This is a genomic window from Asaia platycodi JCM 25414 (assembly GCF_000614545.1).
GTDB classification, from domain to species: Bacteria; Pseudomonadota; Alphaproteobacteria; order Acetobacterales; family Acetobacteraceae; genus Asaia; species Asaia platycodi.
Genome location: NZ_BAKW01000003.1, coordinates 201,744 through 218,852, shown reverse-complemented (window position 1 = coordinate 218,852; position 17,109 = coordinate 201,744). Strand labels below are relative to the sequence as shown.

Genomic DNA, 17,109 nt, shown 5'->3' with positions numbered 1-17,109 from the left:
TCGTGGCCGAACTTCAGCGTGACGGTCGCATGACCAATGTGGAGCTGGCCCGACGCACCGGCATCTCGGCGCCGCCTTGTCTAAGGCGTGTCAGACGCCTGGAAGAAGTCGGCGTGATCGAGGGCTATCATGCCGACGTCAATGCGTCGAAGCTGGGCTGGTCTCTCACTTTTTTTGCGCTGATCGGGCTCGAAAGCCAGAAAGGCAGCGTGCTCGAAGCCTTCGAGGCCGAAATCGCCGGCTGGGCCGAGGTGCGTGAATGTCACATGATACGTGGTGGTGGCGATTTTTGGTGCGTCTGGTCGCGCGTGACGCCGCGCATCAGAATCATCTGACCAAGCGATTGACCGATCTCAACCATGTTGTGCGGGTGCAGACCCTTCAGACGATCCGTACCAGCCTGAGCAGGGCTGGCGTTCCGGTATGATTCAGCCGCTCCCTGCGGATCTGACACTCGTCATCCCCTGTTATAACGAGGCGCCCAACGTCGCACCGCTGATCGCGGGTGTGACGCGTGCCCTCGAAGGAGTAAAATGGGAGATCGTGTTCGTCGATGACGACTCTCCCGATGCACGTCTCAGGAAGTCGAGCGCGCAGCGCAGTCAGACCCGCGTGTACGGTTGATTCGCCGCGTTGGGCGCCGAGGTCTCTCTTCTGCGGTCATCGAAGGGGCGCTGTCTTCGACGGCGCCGGTGATTGCTGTGATGGATGGCGATCTGCAGCACGATGAAGCCATCCTGCGTGACCTCGTCACACCGCTCCTCGACAATCGCGCCGATATCGCTGTGGCGAGCCGCCATGTAAAAGGCGGCGATAGCAGTGGGCTGGCCAATCGCTGGCGTCATGTGCTGTCACAGGCGGGGATCAAGCTGGCTCAGAGCATCCTGCCCATGACGCTCTCCGATCCGATGAGTGGTTTTTTCGCCATGAGGCGCCCTGTTTTCGAGCAGGCCGTACCGCGTCTGACCGGCACGGGGTTCAAGATCCTGCTCGAGCTGGTGCTGTCCGTGCCCCATACGTCGCGCTTGATCGAGGTGCCGTTCGTTTTTCGGCCCCGTATCGCGGGAGAGAGCAAGCTCAGCCCGCTGGTCATGGTGCAGTTTCTCGGCATGCTGATCGAGCGCGCTTGTGGCGGCTGGCTGCCAACGCGCTTCGTTATTTTCGCTGCGGTCGGGCTTGTCGGCATTGCTGTCAATCTTCTGGTTTCGGAAACGGCGCGGTTCGCGGGGGCGGATTTTCAGATCAGTCAGGTGATCGGCACAGCCTGTGCCATTCTCGTCAATTTTCAGCTTAATAACCGTGTTACCTATCTCGATCGCCCGCTACGGGGAAAACGCTGGCTGCCAGGCCTCTGTATTTTCGTCTTAGGCGCCACGATAGGGGCTTTCGGCAATATCGGGGTGGCTCAGCTTCTTTATGACACCCATGGACATTGGAGCCGGGCCAGCGCAGCGGGTGCTGTGATTGGCGTGGTCTGGAATTATGCGATTGCCTCTACCCTCGTCTGGCGCTGACAATTTCAGCGTGTTCCGGTTGTGCGGAACACGCGCAGTTGTTTTTTTCTGGGTTCTGCTGATCGGGTTGACGCTGCTGCGTCTTGCTCTCGCTGCCCGCCTCGGCGTGACGCCGGATGAGGCCTATTACTGGCTCTGGTCTCAGCACCTCCAACCGGGCTATCTCGACCATCCGCCCATGGTGGCGCTCTGGATAGGCCTGGGCACGGCTTTGTTCGGCGATAACGCGCTTGGCATAAGGCTGTGCGGCCCGATTTCGGCGCTGCTTGGCTCTGTCGCGCTTTTCTGCGCGGGGCGCGATCTTCTGGGTAGCCGTGCCGCAGGGTATCGCGCGGCACTGTTGCTCAATGCCACGCTCATGCTGGGGCTGGGCGCCGCTACCGCAACGCCCGACACACCGCTGGTCTTTTTTCTCGCCTGGGCGCTCTGGGCGCTGGGGCGTCTGGTCAAAACCGGGCAGCCAGTCTGGTGGCTCGGCATAGGTGTATTTTTCGGCCTGGCCTTTGACAGCAAATATACTGCTGTTCTGCCCGCTCTCGGCGGCGGTCTCTGGGCACTGTCGAGCCCCTCTATACGACGACACTGGCTCTGGTTAATCGGCGGGTGTGTCACGGGGCTATGCACGATCGCCCCCGTGCTGTTCTGGAACGCGACTCACCACTGGGCGAGCTTTGCCAAGCAGGGCGGCAGAGCTGGAGACTGGCATCCCCTACGCGCCCTGAATTTTCTGGCCGAACTGGCCGGGGGGCAAATCGGTCTCGCAACTCCGTTGATTTTCGGCCTGTTCTGCATCGGTCTGGTCTGGTGCCTCAGACGTGCCGGTGACGATCTGGTTGCGCGTCTACTGGCCTGTCTGTGCGTCGTACCGATTGCGGTCTTCATGCAGCATGCTTTTGGCGGGCGGGTTCAGGCCAATTGGCCGGTCGTGGTTTACCCCGCCGCCGCTCTTGCCGCCGCTGCAACGGGACGGCGTATCGGGCTGGCAAGCGCGCTCGGTCTGATCCTGACCGGTCTCGTCACGGTACAGGGCATTTTTTCGCCTCTGAAGCTTTCCGCCCATCACGACGTCATCGCACGCCAGACGGCGGACTGGTCGGGCCTGACGCAGCGCGTGCGTGCGGCACTACCGAAAGATGAGGCGCTGGTTGCAGGAGATTACGCGCTGGCGACGATCATCGCCTATCACGATCCGGGTCATGCCCTGTTCAGCTATGACAAGCGCTGGGCCTATCTGGGGCGCGATCTCCAGCATCCGCACAAGGCGATGCTCATCCTGCGTGAGAGCGAGCAGCCGGATGTGCCGGCGTCCTGGCTCGGCCAGGTCGAAAGCCCGCGCTTCTGCCGGATGCTGCGCGGAACTCCCATGATCTGCTACAAGCTCATTCCGCTTACCCTGCCTGACGATGTGCAGATGTACAGGCTTCCCTGAGGCCGCCAGCCTCCACGCAGAACGCCTGTTTCCCTTGCTCGAACGCTGTTCTACGCTCGCCCACGTTTCCAGAAAGGGAGAGAGCCATGAGGCGCATTCTGTTGGCGATGACATCGCTTGTCTGCACGTCCCTGATCGGGACGGTACCGCTTCAGGCCAAGGCCGATCCTGCTTCTGCCGTGCGTTCGCGGGCGGTGCTGGAGCAGGTCCAGGGGAAGCAGGCCCTGGACTGGGTCCGCGCCCAGAACAGCCGAAGTGCCGCGCTTTTGCAGGCCGACCCGCGCTATCAGCGTTTTTACGACTCCGTCCTCAAGGTCGAGCAGGCTTCCGGGCGTTTGCCCCTGCCTGATCAGGCAGGCGGGCGGATCTGGAATTTCTGGCAGGATGCTTCCCATCCCAAGGGGATCTGGCGGGTTACCACACATGGGTCCTTCGAAGGCGCCAACCCTGACTGGAAGACCGAGCTCGATGTCGATGCCCTGTCCAGGCAGGAGAAGCGCGACTGGGTGTTTCAGGGTGCCGAGTGTTTGTCACCCGACGCGCGGCGCTGCCTGATCATCCTGTCGCTCTCCGGCGAGGATGCGTCTTTCTATCGTGAGTTCGACACGGTCACTCAAAGCTTTGTGGCAGGTGGGTTCGAGCTGCCGCATTCGAAGCAGCGTGCGGCCTGGCTCGATCGCGACACGTTGCTCGTCTCGCGCGACTGGGGCGCTGACAGCATGACGCGATCGGGCTACCCGTTCAACGTGCGCCTGGTAAAGCGTGGCGAGAAGCTCTCGGACGCGAAAGAGCTCTATCGTGGCACGCAGGAGGACATGATTGTCGAGCCCCAAGTGTTGCATGACAATCAGGGCAACCAGATTGCGATCATTCAGCGCAATCTCGATTTCTTCCGTAGCGAGTATCGGGTCTATGACCCGGCCACGCAGAAATTGAACCTTTTGGTCCTGCCGGAGAAGATCGGCTTTCTGGGGTATTACGCGGGCAAACTGATCGTAAGGCTCGATCAGGACTGGAAGCTGGACAAGACCTATACGCAGGGCAGCATTCTTGCTGTCGATCCTGCTGCGCCCCAGACCCGGCCGGAACTGCTGATTGCTCCGGATGCGCATGAGACGACCGCCGATATCGGGGTCACCTCAAAGGGGGTGATCGCCATCATCTATCGCGACGTCCAGCCTTCCGTGCATGTCTATCGTCCCACAGAGGGGCAGGTGCACGGTCAAGGCCAGTGGCAGGCGACGACCATCGCTCTTCCCCATAATGTCTCGGCTTCACTGCAATCGTCGGATCCGGCCGAATCCTACGCCATGCTGAAAATCGAAGGCTATATCGAGCCTCCCCAGCTCTGGAGCCTCGATGTGTCAGCGGCCAAGGTATCGAAAATCAAGGAGACACCCTCGCTTTTCGACGCGCAGGGACTTGTGACCGAGCAATACTGGGTCAAATCGACCGATGGCGTTTCGGTGCCTTATTTCGTGGTGCATCGTCACGATTGGAAGCTCAACGGCCATAACCCGGTGCTGTTTACCGCCTATGGCGGGTTCGATCTCTCCTATCTGCCGACCTATTACGCCGATATTGGCAAGACCTGGCTCGAACGCGGCGGTGTCTACGTTGTGGGTAATATTCGCGGTGGCGGCGAATTCGGACCAGCCTGGCACGAGGCTGGGATGAAATCGGGCCGCCAGCACGCTTATGACGACTTTGCTGCCATTGGGCGCGATCTGGGCAAGCGTGGCATCGCCGATCGCGATCACATGGGTATTCGCGGCCGGTCGAATGGGGGGCTGCTCATGGGTGTGGAGTTCACCCAGCATCCCGATCTGTGGAAAGCCGTCATCATAGGTGTGCCGCTGCTCGACATGGAGCATTTCGAGACGATGGCGGCCGGCGCTTCATGGGCAGCAGAATACGGCCATATGGCTGATTCTGCAGAGCGTCCGTTTCTAGAGCGTATCTCGCCCCTACAACAGCTGAAGAAAGACGTCACCTATCCGGTGCCATTCATCTTCACCTCGACCAAGGACGATCGCGTCGGACCAGTTCATGCACGGCTTTTTGCAGCGCGCCTCGCTGAACTGGGCAAACCCTTCTTCTATTATGAGGATACAGAAGGTGGTCATGCCGGCACGGTGAACGCTAGGGAGATCGCGCATGAGCGTGCGCTGGAGGCGGTCTATCTGTCTCGTAGCCTGATGGATCAGGACTCGACATCCAAACAGTAAAGCCCCACGGGAGCTTTATCCTGAGGCGGGCAGGGGGCGGAGCACCCCCGCCCAGCTTCGGCGCCTCGTCACGGAGGTTACAGACAAGCATCCATCAGCGCGCGCTCGTGAGTCGTTCAGGCACAAAAAAACCGCCGTGAAAACGGCGGTTGATCTGTTTGCCATGGAGGCAGGCTGATTAGAAGCCTTCACGCTCCAGGCGCTTGCGCTCCATCTTGCGGGCGCGGCGAACCGCTTCAGCCGCTTCACGAGCACGACGCTCGGAGGGCTTCTCGAAGTGGCGACGCAGCTTCATCTCACGGAAAACGCCTTCGCGCTGCATCTTCTTCTTTAGCGCCTTGAGCGCCTGATCAACATTGTTGTCACGAACCAGAACCTGCACGGGTCTGTCATCTCCTGTCCGACCATAGGATCATGGTCTTGTTTGTAAATGCGATGCAGGAACGCGATACCAGTGGCAGAGCGTTCCAAAGAGGCCGCCGCCTTAGCACAGGTTTTGAAGAGGACACAAACGGTTTGAGCAGTATCGTCCGAAAATTATTCATGTCACGATGCGCCTCATGATCGAAACTTTTTCCGTCGGTTAAGGACAGGGTAGCTAAATGGCGTTGCTGAAAATCGCGCGAATGGGGCATCCGGTACTGCTTCAGACAGCGCAACCGGTTGAAGACATTCATTCTTTATCCGTAAGGCAGCTTGTTTCCGACATGATCGAAACGATGCTCGATTCCCGTGGCGCCGGGCTCGCTGCGCCGCAGGTTCACAAATCCTTGCGTCTTTTTGTTTATCACGTGCCGGAGCTGCGCTGTGCTGAAGGCGAGGCGCCGATTCCGCCTCGTGTGCTGATCAATCCAGAGATCACCCCAGTAGGTGACGCTATTATGCATTGCACCGAGGGCTGCCTCTCTCTGCCGCTGCTGCGTGGCGTCGTACCGCGTCATGCCATCGTTGCGTATAAGGGGCTCGATCTCGATGGTTCGGTGATCAGCGGTGAGGCACGCGGCTTTCATGCCAATGTGCTCCAGCATGAGTTCGATCACCTCAATGGCATTCTCTACACCATGCGAATCAGGGATTTTGCCAGTTTCGGCTATGCCGATGAGCTGATGGCCCCACGCGACGGCGAGGATTGAACCATGTCAGGCCTGCGTGGCACGCGTGATGCGCCGGGACAGGCGCATCTTTATCTTCGTGAAGAGCAGATACGCCTGACCTACGAGGCGATGCTGCTGGCCTGGCGAGAGCTGAGCGCGACTTGCGACCCTTTGCAGCGCGATCATCAGCTCGGTTCAGCGCATCACAGAGTGATGTTTCTTGTTTCAACCCATCAGGGGCTGACCATGAGCGCCCTGTTGCGGCGTCTCAACATCACCAAGCAGAGTCTCAACCGCGTACTTCAGGACCTTGTGGCGCGCGGATTGCTGGAGCAGAGGCCGGATGAGCGCGACAAGCGTGTGAAGCGCCTGCATCTCACGCAACAGGGCAGCGCCATCGAAGAGGAAATCTTTGCCGCATTGCGCGACCGCATGACCCTGGCCTACCGGGCTTCGGGAGGCCAGGCCGTAGAAGGGTTTCGCCGTGTACTGGCGACCTTGCAGGGTGAGGGAGGCATGACATGAACGAATCGCATGTTCTCGTCGTCGATGACGATGCGCGTCTGCTGCGTCTGTTGCAGCGTTTTCTATCCGAGAACGGCTTTCGCATCACCATCGCGATGGATGCTGAAGCCGCGCGCAAGATACTCGCTGTCACCCAGCCGGACGCGATGGTGGCCGATATCACCATGCCCGGCGAAGACGGACTGAGCCTTACACGCTCGCTGAGAGAAAACGGGCAGGTCTTTCCGATCATTCTCCTGACGGCCAGAGGCGAGCCTGCGACCGGATCATCGGGCTGGAATCGGGTGCAGATGACTATCTGGGCAAACCTTTCGAGCCCAGAGAGCTTCTACTGCGTCTTCAGGCCCATCTGCGCCGCCATGCGCCACGCCCTAGCAGCGCCCCGCGCCTGCTGCGTCTGGGCAAGCTGGAATTCGATACGGGGCGCAATCTGCTGAGCGGACCCGAAGGCATCGTACACCTGACCAGCGGTGAGGCTGCCCTTCTGGGTGTGCTGACGCGCACGCCGGGTGAGATCCTGTCGCGCGAGGTCATCGCCGAGGCGCTGGGCATGGATGAGATCGGGGAGCGCGCTGTGGATGTGCAGGTGACGCGTCTGCGTCGGCGTATCGAGCCCGATCAGAAGGAGCCGCGCTTTCTCCAGACCGTCAGAGGCAAGGGCTATGTGCTGAAGCCTGGTAGTTGAGGGCCGTACCATGCAGATAGCCCGCGTCATGGAGCGTGTGCTCAGGCGGCTTCTGCCGCGCTCCTTTCAGGGGCGTTCCCTTCTGATCGTGCTGATGCCGCTTCTCATCACCCAGATCGTGGCCCTGCAGCTCTTTTACGGCAACTACCTCAATGTCGTATCGCGTCGGCTGGCCGATGGCGTGGTGTCCGATCTCTCTTTCATCGTGGACTCGGTCGAACACATGCCTGACCAGCGTGACTGGCTGGTCACGCAGGCGCGCTGGCGCACGCAGCTCGAGATCGATTTTCATCCGGGCGCTTCGCTGACGACGAAAAGCGCACCTTTCGTGCTCGGGCCGATGGATGAAGATCTGACCAATGCCGTGAAGCGTGTTTTCGACGCGCCTTGCTATATCGACTGGAAAGCGACGAAGCAGAGCGTCAGGCTCGAAATCCCGCTGCGTGATGGCGTGCTTGACGTGATTGTGCCACGCAAGCGGCTGGATGTCGGGCCAATCTGGCTGTTCGTCGCCTGGGAGGTCGGAAGCGCCATTCTGCTCTTCATCGTTGCGGGGCTTTTTGTGGGCAGGCAGGTGCGTGCCGTGCGCCGTCTGGCCAAGGCGGCGGAAAATTTCGGGCTTGGGCGCGATGACGGCCCGATCCAGCCTCAGGGCGCGCTGGAGATACGCAAGGCGTCTCTTGCCTTCAATCGGATGCAGGCGCGCGTCAATCGTTTTGTCGCCCAGCGCACGGCGGTGCTGGCGGGGGTTTCGCATGATCTGCGCACACCGCTCACGCGGTTGCGTTTGACCCTTGCCATGATGCCGGTCGAGGGCAGTGTAGAGGCTCAGGAGCTGCGACCCGATATCGACGACATGGTCGCCGACATCGCAGAGATGGAGCGTCTGATCGGCAGTTATCTCTCCTTTGCCCGTGGCGAGGGAGAGGAGGAGCCGGTACCCACCGACCTTCTGACCCTGATACGCGATGTGGCAGCGGACACGACGCGGGCAGGGGGCGAAGTGCTGGCCATCCATGCCGAGCAGAATCTGGTCGTGCCGGTAAGGCCCGATGCCATGCGTCGCGTGTTGATCAATCTCGCAGAGAATGCCCGCCGTCATGGAGGGCGCATGAGCTTTTCGCTGCGTCAGGCAGGACGGATGATCGAGATCACCCTTGACGACGATGGGCCGGGAATCGCCCAGTCACGGCGAAAGGATGTGTTCAGGCGTTCAGCAGCACGTCCGGCCCGGAAGGCGGGAGCGGTCTGGGGCTGACGATCGCCCGTGACATCATGGCCGCGCATGGTGGCAGCGTGGTGCTGCGCAACAGTCCGCTCGGCGGCCTGCGCGTTATGCTCAAATTGCCGCGCTGAACTCGAACGGTCTGCCGTGATCGGCAGGCAATAAGTCAGGCGGCAAAAAAATACCCGGCCGGAAGAAGGTTCCGGCCGGGTTGGCACGTAAGGAGGCTTGGCGCCTGGCAAGGAGTAAGGAAGTTTACGGGATCGAGTTGCCCGTGCCGCCATGGCCGGTGCCGACACCGGCGCCCAGCGGGCCCTGCGTGCCACCGAAGGTGCTGCCCATGTTGCTCATCGGGTTGTAGCGTCCCACATTACCCAGCAGCTGCTGGAGCACATTGACCTTGGTGCCGGTGTCGGGGTTGTCTCACCGACCATGCCGACGTCATAGCCGTTCTTGCGATGCAGCGTGTCGAGACGGCGCAGCACGCCACCATTATCGAAAGCCAGCACCAGAACATTCTGCTTGGTCACGCGCGGGAAGCCAAGGGGCTGGGGCACGGTCACCATGGAGATATAGATCCAGGTATTGTCATCGAACGTGGCGTGTGCAGTCGGCGAGCCGAGGATATCGGTCACGTCGTTGCGCGTGCTCGTGCCCGGTACGAGCTGGGAATAATCGTCCTTTTCGATCAAAGACCCGCGATTTTGCGGAATCGGACTGAAAACGGAACAACCCGCCAGCGCAAGGGGAGCGATGCAGAGCAGGGCGCGCGCAAAACCCGCATGCGCTTTCTGCCGCGGGGAAGTCTTCTGGGAGGCGCTCTTCATGGCGGGTTATGGTGTCCTGCACTGATCGAGAAAAGGTCGAGCGATCGTTTCGCCACCACGGAAACAGCGTTTCGACGCCATGGCAAGATGATCGAACTCTTCTATATTGCGGAGAGCGACGGTAAGGCAATTCGGAAAAGAAAGCCCGTCTGCGGGTTTTTCATCGTCAGTATCAGGAAATCAGTCATGAGCGACAGTCAGGGGCTCTCCCAGTCCCACTCCCCCCAGCCGGAATTTTCACGCCGTCTGCTGCTCAATCGCATCGGCCATGACGGGCTGACAGAGACGATCAAGGCCAGCGAACCCGAATGTCGGGCTTTGGCTAAGCGTCTGGGGATTCCGGCGGTTCATGCGTTGAGCTGCCGATTCAAGGTCATTTCCGAGGCTTCTGACCATTTTGTGCTCGAAGGTGTTCTGACGGCCCATGTCGCCCTCGAATGCGTGATCACGGGTGAGGTTTTCGAGGATGCGCTGAACGAATCCTTTGCCGTGCGTCTCGTACCGATCCGTCGTTTTTCCGAAGAAACGGCTTCCGATCTCGAGGCGATCGACGAGATCCCCTATGAGGCAATGCGCTCGATCTGGGTGAGATTGCCGCGGAGCAACTGGCGCTGATGCTGCCTGCCTATCCGCGCAAGCCGGGGGCCGCCCTCGAAAATGCGGTTGACGAAGCCCCCCGTGAGGCGGCAGAGGAAGCCGAAGATGAAGCAGGTGGCCGACCCAACCCATTCGGTGCCCTGGCCGGTCTGTCTCTCCCCAGAAAAAAGACGGATCTGAGCTAGAAACGCACAGGATGCTTGCGACCCGGCTTCGGGTCTGCTAGAGCCGCCCGCCTGATCATAGTGAACAGCATCGTATCCTGCTGCGGTCGAATGGCGACCAAAAGCGGGGGCGATCTAAGAAGAAAGAGGCTCCTGCCATGGCCGTCCCCAAAAGAAAGACCACGCCGTCCCGCATGGGCATGCGTCGCAGCCACCACGCCCTGACCGTTCAGGCTCACGCCGAATGCAGCAATTGCGGTGAGCTGAAGCGCCCGCATCATGTCTGCGCACATTGCGGTCATTATGACGGTCGTGAAGTCGTTGCTTCCGGCAAGACGCTCAAGACGACCGTTCGCGTTTGAGGCTCGATGGAGCCGGTCTTTTTCGGGCTGGCTCCTCTTGTTTGAAATGAGACGCGGGGCGGAGCATGACTGACCTGAATGCGACGGCCAGCCAGGCTGCGCCTTATTGTTTGGCTATCGATGCGATGGGTGGGGATCATGCCCCCGAAATCGTTCTGGCCGGTTTGGATCGCGCAGCCGATCGACACCCCTTGGCGAAAATACTGCTGGTTGGTGACGAGGCTGTTCTGCGTCCGCAGCTTGCGCGCTTCCCCAAAGCACAGCGCATATGCGAGATCCGCCACGCTCCTTCGTCCATTTCCATGGAAATGAAGCCGACTGCGGCGCTGCGTCTTCGTGACTCGTCGCTGCGTATGGCGATCGATGCTGTTGCGTCGGGTGAGGCCGGTGGGGTCGTGTCTGCTGGCAATAGCGGTGCCATGCTCGCTCTTGCCAAGATTGTTCTCAAAACTCTGCCCGGGATCACGCGACCGGCCATGGCTGCGGTCAATCCGTCTGCCCGTGGCGATGTCGTCATGCTCGATCTCGGCGCGAATATAGCCTGCGATACCCGCAATCTGGTCGAGTTTGCGGTCATGGGCGAGGCTTTTGCCAAAGCGGTGCTAGGGTTACCTGCTCCGAGTATCGGCTTGCTGAATGTCGGCGCAGAAGAGCTCAAGGGCGATGAACGGCTGCGTGCTGCTGCCGAAATTCTGCGCGAATCGCCTCTCTCATCGCAGTTCTATGGCTTCGTTGAAGGGCATGACATTACGGCGGGGACGACCGATGTGGTCGTGACCGACGGTTTTTCGGGCAATATTGCGCTCAAGACCGGCGAGGGCGCGCTCAAGCTTGTCTCCATGCTGCTTCAGCGCGTGTTCAAGACCAATCTGCTGACCCGCATCGGTTATCTTCTCGTACGCCCCGGACTGGAGCGCATGAAGGAGTGGATTGACCCGCGCCGGTATAATGGTGCTGTTTTTGTCGGGCTGAACGGCATCGTGGTGAAGTCGCATGGCGGCGCCGATGCCGAGGGCTTTGCCGCAGCGATCGATGTCGCGATGGATGCGGTCACCCATTCGATCAACGAAAAAATTCGCGAACGTCTTCGTCAGGTCGAGGCTCTGATGGCCTCTCCCGATACTGAAGGCGAGCTTGCTTCTTCATCACGGCTGCCTGACAGGCATCGTGAGGGAACGGCTGGCTGTGGCCTCACGCCCTGCTGGCACCAGCTCAAGAGGAAGAGACATGTCCCTGCGCGCGCATCTGACCGGATTTGGCAGCTATCTGCCGAAGCGTGTTGTCACGAATGCCGAGCTTGCCGAGCGTATCGAAACCTCTGACGAGTGGATCAGGACCCGCACCGGCATCGCCCAGCGTCATATTGCAGGTGAGGGCGAAACGGCGGTCAGTATGGCGACTGCCGCTGCCCGCGCGGCTTTGACCTATGCCGATGTGCCCGCCGAATCGGTCGATGCGGTGATCGTCGCGACGGCAACGCCGGATCAGGGTTTCCCCGCTACGGCTGTGCGCGTTCAGGCGGCTCTCGGCATGAGCCGGGGCTTCGCCTTCGATCTGACGGCTGCGTGTTCGGGTTTTGTCTTTGCCCTCTCGACGGCCGAAGCGTTCATTCGCAGCAACCAGGCAAAAAAAGTGCTGGTGATCGGCACCGAAATCTATTCGCGCATCGTCAACTGGGAAGACCGCACGACGTGTGTGCTGTTCGGTGACGGCGCTGGTGCGGTTCTGGTCGAGGCAAGTGACGACGAAAAGACGGGAATTCTCTCGACCCATCTGCATAGCGACGGCGCCCATGGCGATCTGCTTTACGTCGATGGTCCGACCACCGAAAAACCCGTTCTGCATATGCAGGGGCGCGATGTGTTCCGCCATGCGGTGGCCAAGCTCTCTTCGGTGGTCGACGAAGCCCTGACGGCCAATGGTCTTTCATCTGAGGATATCGCCTGGCTCGTGCCGCATCAGGCGAATCTGCGCATCATCGAAGGCATGGCCAAAAAGCTGGATCTGCCGCTCGACCGCGTGGTGGTGACGGTTGATCGTCATGCCAATACCTCTGCGGCGTCCATTCCGCTGGCGCTTGATGAGGCCGTGCGTGACGGCCGTATCAAAAAGGGCGATCTGGTGCTGCTTGAGGCACTGGGTGGCGGGCTGACATGGGGCTCGGCGCTGGTCAGGCTGTAGGCCGCCCCGAAGGTAAAACCTTTGCGAAAGCGCCTCGCTTCACTGATTTGATTGACCTTCATTACTGTCATGATACGGTGGTGTCATGACCACGGTGACCCGCGCGCAAATTGCTGAGCATATCTACAGCCAGGTTGGACTGTCCCGGCACGAATCCGCCGATCTGCTCGAGACGGTTCTCGAACTGATTGCCGCGCGGCTCGAAAAGGGCGAGACGGTCAAACTGAGCGGCTTCGGCACGTTCTCCGTCCGTCAGAAGGGCCGCAGAGTAGGCCGCAATCCCAAAACCGGTATCGAAGTACCGATTCTGCCGCGTTCGGTGCTCGTCTTCCGACCGAGCCAGATTCTCAGGGCCGAAGTGAACGGCGAATCGACCGAAGGCCTCGCCAGCGAAAGTGATGATTCATGACCACGACCCACGCCTCTCCCGAACTCTCCAGAGTGACGGAGGAGAGGGCGGATCTGGAGCGTCTGGTCAAAGGTCCGAATGCCTATCGTACCATCAGTGAAGTCGCTGATGAATTGCATGTGCCCCAGCATGTGCTGCGTTTCTGGGAGACCCGTTTTCCCGAGGTCAAGCCGCTCAAGCGTGGGGGCGGACGCCGCTATTACAGCCCTGAAGACGTCGATCTGCTGCGCCATATCACGGATCTGCTCTATGTGCAGGGCTACACGATCAAAGGGGTTCAGCGCGTCCTGAAGATGCCGCAATCCGACGTCGTTGTTGCAGAGCCTACAGTCGCTGTCGAAGGCGAGGAAATCCATCCTGTTCTGGCCGGAGATGATGCCAGAATTCGTGAGGCCTCTCAGGGCGCGGACGAGCGGCGTGCGTCGGATAACGACAGCCAGGAACGGCCAATTGAGGAAACACGTTCCTCGTTCGAAATCCCGGTTTTCCACGACGCCGATAGGCAGGAAGAGGCTGTGCTTCCTTCCGGTGGCGCCGCTGTCGAGCCTGTGACCGATCGAAGCGAGGAGACCGTGAGCCCTGACGCCGCCACGCCGGATGAGGGCGGGTTAGCGACGCCTTACGAAGACGCCTCAAATGAGGTGCCTCCGACGGCAAGCAGCGATTCGGTGATTGCGGCGGTGCTTTTCGACGAACTGCTCGAGTTGCGCACCCGACAGGCCAACTGGCAGCAGGAGAGGAAGGCGCTGCGCCTTGCGCTTGAAGATGTGCTCGGTGAACTCGATAACCTGCGTCACATGGTCCCGAGTGAAATTTGAGTGCCTGCGAGTAAAAAACCTCTTCGGAGGCGCTTGCAGTATCGGCCCCTCACTGCTAAACGGCCTTTACCGCAGGACTGACGGGCAGTAGCGCAGCCTGGTAGCGCATCAGTCTGGGGGACTGGGGGTCGTGGGTTCGAATCCCGCCTGCCCGATATCTTCGTCCTGCGGTTATTTTCTCACAAGTTCGAGTGACATTGCTCCCGCTTCGGTATCCAGCCGGTGCGGGTTTTTTGTGTTCTGCCTGCGCCGATAGCGGTCTGGCTTTCTTTTCTTGCTCTGTGTGGCGGACATGAAAAAGCCCCCTTGAAAGGGGGCTTGGACAGGCATTCGGGCAGGGAAGGGGGACACGACGACCCTTGGGGCGTCAGCCGCCCTCTGCCCGTAACTCCTGTTCCGAATCCGCGCTCCAGATGCGCCAAAGCAGATGCACGGCAGCCATGATTGCAGGGCCTAGAAACAGGCCCAGAAGCCCCCATGTCTCAACGCCGGCGAGAATGCCCAGAAGCACCCACAGGAAAGGCATTTGCGTGCTGCCACCAATCAGCGCGGGGCGGATGAAGTGATCAGCCACGAAAATCACGATGGCGCCGAGAACGACGACGACGATGGCCGAGATCATCTTGCCCTGGATCATGATCAGCAGTGCTGCAAGAACGACGGTAGGCAGGCCCAGAAACGGGATCATGGCGGCAACGCCGGTCAGCATCGCGAAAAGCAGCGGCTGCGGCGTATCGGTCAGCACATAGGCCACACCCATGACGAGACCCTCTCCAAGACCCACCAGAACGAGGCCTGCCACCGTGCCGTGAACCGACGAGATCATCTGTCGGGCAAGCGTTTCGCCGCGCTTGCCGAAGGTGCGGTTCGACACCACCAGCACACGATGGATGATGTCCGCACCGTCACGCAGCAGGAAGAACAGGGTCAGAATAGAAAACAGAAAGAGCGTGGCCCGCTTGGCAACCTGGGTCGTGACTTGACGCGTCACGGCCATGCCATGACCGGCATCGAAGGAGTGGAACAGCCGGTTGAGATGCTCCGGGTTGACCAGATTATTCTGCCACCACCGCGCTACCTGCGCGCGCTCGAAAGGAAGATCATTCAGCCACTCGGGCATGGGAATGCCGGTATGTCGTACCTCGTCGATCCAGTGCAGCGCGCTTTGCGCTTCTTCCGCAGCCTTGAACCCCACGAGGCTCAGGGGGATGAGAAAGATGAGCGCTATTGCTGCCGTAAAGAGCATCGGCAACCACTCGGTACGGCCGAATCTTTTCTCGGTGCGCTGGTAAAGCGGCCAGGACGCGATGGCGAACACGCAGCCCCAGAGGAGGGCAGGCAGAAAGTTCTTCAGCGTGAACAGGGCAAGAACGATGAAGAAAAAGCCAAGCAATCCGCGCGCACGCCGCTGGGCACGACCGATCGGCGAACTGGTCAAGGCAATTTCGTCCGGGAAATCGTCTTCCACTTCCCGTTCCCGGCCCCTTGCGGATATCTTGCCTGGGCCCTTGAGAGGGGCGGTGTTCTGGTCCGTCATCATGTTCCTCGGGCGCTGTGTCACGCGTTCGTCGTTTAGGCGACGATCATCACACCTGATCGTCGTGACGCGCCAACACGGCCTCTATTGCTGGTGAGTCCTGATCTTGTCAGGGCGGCCTGACTCATTTCTTACACGTTACGGCGGCGGGACACCATCGCAGCGTACCGGCAGACAAGTCTATAGGTCAGAAAGATGCGCAGCCGCTCTGGATGAACGCGCCAACCGAATTCTGGTTGAACTGTTCCTTGTAAGCCTTGCGAATGGCGTCGAGCTTCGAGGCAAGTTCGGGGGACTCGGGGGCAATGATCCAGATCAGCCTCGATTTCTCGCGAATGATCGGCGCCGTCGGGCCGTTCTGCCATTGTCCTTGCGCCTCGATGACCGAGAAGCCAGCAGGAAAACGCGGCGTGACGGTCTGGGCCAGAAAATCGGACCACTGGCTTGAGGAGACTGTTCCACCACCTGGTATCGAGAGCCCGAAGGCCAGGGTAATGAAGGCGTTCTGCTGACCGCCGGTTCGGGCGCAGATATCCGAGGTCATCGGGAGCGCGGGTGCACGGGGTGTCACCTGCGCGCAGCCCGGAATACCGGCGATGAGCAGACCAGCGCAGCCCAGCATCGCGAACGAACGTGCTGGGCTGGGGGGCGAAACTCCGGGAAGTATCATGGCCCTTCGAGCGCCTGACGCAGGCGCGCACTGTCCTCGGCCGAGAAGAGGCCCCGGCGCAGGAACAGATCGATCAGCACCAGATTGACGTTGAATTTGATGTCATTTGTGTCACGCACGATCTGGTAAACCTTTTCGATCGGCATGAGTTCGAAAAATTCGACTTCCCCATCGATCGGCTGAGGTACGAAATCTGGGGGGAGGGTCAGGTCATAACAGAACAGCGTATCCTGACGCAGCCCCTCGGGGCGTGCCATGGCGTAGCGCAGCGTCGCGACGGGCTGCGCCTTTGCCGCCAGTCCGGGAGGGATGGCGGCTTCCTCACCAGATTCCTTGATCAGCGCCTCCATCGGAGAGAGGCCAGTGCAGATGCCGCCTGCTGCCAGATGATCGAGCTTGCCCGGATCGAGCCTCTTGTTTTGCGCCCGATGCCCCATCCACAGGAAAATACCCTCAGGCTTTTCGACCAGCCCGTTAAGATGTACGCCCGCCGCGGTGCACCCTAGCAGGGGCAGGGCCCCACGATCGATCTTGCCGATGACGACACCGCTCTTGTCGAAGACGTCGAACAGTTCGTTATGAGGACGATAGAGCCCCTGGGCTGCAAGCGCCTCACCGAGTGGCTGCAGGGCGGCCCCGTCTGGCAGGCGGAAGACGTCGCCGTCCGCGTAGCCAAGCGCCGTCAACGCCTCGAAAAGACGGGGATCGGCAAGGCCGAATGAGCTGCTGCCCGCCAGAACGTCGCGACGAGGACCGGGCAGGATAGCGGTCTGGCAGTTCCGTATATGGGCGAGAAACGGGGCGAGGCTGTCGTCATGCATGAAAAGCGTTACTCTCCTGTCAG

At 60.3% G+C, this 17,109-nt stretch carries 15 protein-coding genes, 1 tRNA gene and 5 pseudogenes; 16 read left to right on the top strand and 5 right to left on the bottom strand.

Features of this window, described 5'->3' with window-relative positions; genetic code table 11:
* The first annotated feature begins 29 nt into the window (after positions 1-29).
* From JCM25414_RS17055 to JCM25414_RS04290, 4 genes and pseudogenes are all read left to right on the top strand, one after another.
* Positions 30-427, top strand: a pseudogene (locus JCM25414_RS17055) (Lrp/AsnC family transcriptional regulator).
* Positions 424-1,514 (top strand): annotated as a pseudogene (locus JCM25414_RS17050) (glycosyltransferase family 2 protein). The pseudogenes JCM25414_RS17055 and JCM25414_RS17050 overlap by 4 nt, the downstream one beginning before the upstream one ends.
* Positions 1,489-2,943, top strand: coding sequence for a glycosyltransferase family 39 protein (locus JCM25414_RS04295; protein ID WP_242403337.1), 1,455 nt, complete (start codon positions 1,489-1,491; stop codon positions 2,941-2,943). The pseudogene JCM25414_RS17050 and the gene JCM25414_RS04295 overlap by 26 nt, the downstream one beginning before the upstream one ends.
* 86 nt (positions 2,944-3,029) lie before the next feature.
* The gene (locus JCM25414_RS04290; RefSeq protein WP_051535677.1) at positions 3,030-5,171 is read left to right on the top strand and encodes a prolyl oligopeptidase family serine peptidase; all 2,142 of its coding nucleotides are present in this window, start codon (positions 3,030-3,032) and stop codon (positions 5,169-5,171) included.
* A 178-nt stretch (positions 5,172-5,349) separates the two neighbouring features.
* Here JCM25414_RS04290 and rpsU read toward each other — a convergent pair whose 3' ends face one another.
* Positions 5,350-5,553 (bottom strand): 30S ribosomal protein S21, encoded by a 204-nt coding sequence (rpsU, locus tag JCM25414_RS04285; RefSeq protein ID WP_007283570.1) that lies wholly within the window; start codon positions 5,551-5,553, stop codon positions 5,350-5,352.
* A gap of 220 nt (positions 5,554-5,773) precedes the next feature.
* On the opposite strand from rpsU, the gene def reads away from it, so the two are divergent.
* The 4 genes and pseudogenes from def (at position 5,774) to JCM25414_RS17040 (ending at position 8,831) form a co-directional block, all read left to right on the top strand.
* Entirely contained in the window at positions 5,774-6,304 is a 531-nt protein-coding gene (gene def, locus JCM25414_RS04280) for a peptide deformylase (RefSeq protein WP_025840831.1), read from the top strand.
* A 3-nt stretch (positions 6,305-6,307) separates the two neighbouring features.
* Positions 6,308-6,790, top strand: a complete 483-nt coding sequence (locus JCM25414_RS04275) for a MarR family winged helix-turn-helix transcriptional regulator (protein WP_025840830.1) — start codon at positions 6,308-6,310, stop codon at positions 6,788-6,790.
* Positions 6,787-7,475, top strand: a pseudogene (locus JCM25414_RS17045) (response regulator). The gene JCM25414_RS04275 and the pseudogene JCM25414_RS17045 overlap by 4 nt, the downstream one beginning before the upstream one ends.
* Before the next feature lie 10 nt (positions 7,476-7,485).
* Positions 7,486-8,831: pseudogene (locus JCM25414_RS17040) on the top strand (ATP-binding protein).
* A 124-nt stretch (positions 8,832-8,955) separates the two neighbouring features.
* Here the strand turns inward: JCM25414_RS17040 and JCM25414_RS17035 are convergent.
* Positions 8,956-9,527, bottom strand: a pseudogene (locus tag JCM25414_RS17035) (outer membrane protein assembly factor BamE).
* A 186-nt stretch (positions 9,528-9,713) separates the two neighbouring features.
* Between JCM25414_RS17035 and JCM25414_RS17030 the strand changes: the two are divergent.
* From JCM25414_RS17030 to JCM25414_RS04225, 8 genes are all read left to right on the top strand, one after another.
* Entirely contained in the window at positions 9,714-10,142 is a 429-nt protein-coding gene (locus JCM25414_RS17030) for a hypothetical protein (protein ID WP_242403336.1), read from the top strand.
* Positions 10,142-10,309, top strand: coding sequence for a hypothetical protein (locus tag JCM25414_RS24475; protein WP_242403335.1), 168 nt, complete (start codon positions 10,142-10,144; stop codon positions 10,307-10,309). Before JCM25414_RS17030 ends, JCM25414_RS24475 begins: the two co-directional genes overlap by 1 nt.
* A 137-nt stretch (positions 10,310-10,446) precedes the next feature.
* Positions 10,447-10,650, top strand: coding sequence for a 50S ribosomal protein L32 (gene rpmF / locus JCM25414_RS22285; RefSeq protein WP_023977526.1), 204 nt, complete (start codon positions 10,447-10,449; stop codon positions 10,648-10,650).
* 65 nt (positions 10,651-10,715) lie between these two features.
* Positions 10,716-11,972, top strand: a complete 1,257-nt coding sequence (gene plsX / locus JCM25414_RS04245; protein WP_025840828.1) for a phosphate acyltransferase PlsX — start codon at positions 10,716-10,718, stop codon at positions 11,970-11,972.
* Entirely contained in the window at positions 11,878-12,831 is a 954-nt protein-coding gene (locus JCM25414_RS04240; protein WP_025840827.1) for a beta-ketoacyl-ACP synthase III, read from the top strand. Before plsX ends, JCM25414_RS04240 begins: the two co-directional genes overlap by 95 nt.
* Positions 12,832-12,916: 85 nt before the next feature.
* A complete protein-coding gene (locus JCM25414_RS04235) occupies positions 12,917-13,240 on the top strand; it encodes an integration host factor subunit alpha (RefSeq protein WP_025840826.1) in 324 nt (107 codons plus the stop codon).
* Entirely contained in the window at positions 13,237-14,058 is an 822-nt protein-coding gene (locus JCM25414_RS24470; protein ID WP_025840825.1) for a MerR family transcriptional regulator, read from the top strand. The genes JCM25414_RS04235 and JCM25414_RS24470 overlap by 4 nt, the downstream gene beginning before the upstream one ends.
* A gap of 81 nt (positions 14,059-14,139) precedes the next feature.
* Positions 14,140-14,213: transfer RNA gene (locus tag JCM25414_RS04225), tRNA-Pro, on the top strand.
* Between the two features lie 212 nt (positions 14,214-14,425).
* On the opposite strand, the gene JCM25414_RS04220 is transcribed toward JCM25414_RS04225, so the two are convergent.
* The 3 genes from JCM25414_RS04220 to JCM25414_RS17015 form a co-directional block, all read right to left on the bottom strand.
* Positions 14,426-15,526 (bottom strand): AI-2E family transporter, encoded by a 1,101-nt coding sequence (locus JCM25414_RS04220; protein WP_035442629.1) that lies wholly within the window; start codon positions 15,524-15,526, stop codon positions 14,426-14,428.
* Positions 15,527-15,782: 256 nt separating this feature from the next.
* On the bottom strand, positions 15,783-16,217 hold the full coding sequence (locus JCM25414_RS04215) for a DUF3574 domain-containing protein (protein ID WP_035442592.1): 435 nt from the start codon (positions 16,215-16,217) through the stop codon (positions 15,783-15,785).
* A gap of 44 nt (positions 16,218-16,261) precedes the next feature.
* The gene (locus tag JCM25414_RS17015; protein ID WP_035442591.1) at positions 16,262-17,086 is read right to left on the bottom strand and encodes an NUDIX hydrolase; all 825 of its coding nucleotides are present in this window, start codon (positions 17,084-17,086) and stop codon (positions 16,262-16,264) included.
* Between the last annotated feature and the right edge of the window lie 23 nt (positions 17,087-17,109).

Bases quoted from the DNA above. Each gene is read 5' to 3' on its own strand.
- JCM25414_RS04290 (WP_051535677.1), top strand. From the start codon at position 3,030: ATGAGGCGCATTCTGTTGGCGATGACATCGCTTGTCTGCACGTCCCTG.
- def (WP_025840831.1), top strand. From the start codon at position 5,774: ATGGCGTTGCTGAAAATCGCGCGAATGGGGCATCCGGTACTGCTTCAG.
- JCM25414_RS04275 (WP_025840830.1), top strand. From the start codon at position 6,308: ATGTCAGGCCTGCGTGGCACGCGTGATGCGCCGGGACAGGCGCATCTT.
- JCM25414_RS17030 (WP_242403336.1), top strand. From the start codon at position 9,714: ATGAGCGACAGTCAGGGGCTCTCCCAGTCCCACTCCCCCCAGCCGGAA.
- JCM25414_RS24475 (WP_242403335.1), top strand. From the start codon at position 10,142: ATGCTGCCTGCCTATCCGCGCAAGCCGGGGGCCGCCCTCGAAAATGCG.
- rpmF (WP_023977526.1), top strand. From the start codon at position 10,447: ATGGCCGTCCCCAAAAGAAAGACCACGCCGTCCCGCATGGGCATGCGT.
- plsX (WP_025840828.1), top strand. From the start codon at position 10,716: ATGACTGACCTGAATGCGACGGCCAGCCAGGCTGCGCCTTATTGTTTG.
- JCM25414_RS04240 (WP_025840827.1), top strand. From the start codon at position 11,878: ATGTCCCTGCGCGCGCATCTGACCGGATTTGGCAGCTATCTGCCGAAG.
- JCM25414_RS04235 (WP_025840826.1), top strand. From the start codon at position 12,917: ATGACCACGGTGACCCGCGCGCAAATTGCTGAGCATATCTACAGCCAG.
- JCM25414_RS24470 (WP_025840825.1), top strand. From the start codon at position 13,237: ATGACCACGACCCACGCCTCTCCCGAACTCTCCAGAGTGACGGAGGAG.
- JCM25414_RS04215 (WP_035442592.1), bottom strand. From the start codon at position 16,217: ATGCTGGGCTGCGCTGGTCTGCTCATCGCCGGTATTCCGGGCTGCGCG.
- JCM25414_RS17015 (WP_035442591.1), bottom strand. From the start codon at position 17,086: ATGCATGACGACAGCCTCGCCCCGTTTCTCGCCCATATACGGAACTGC.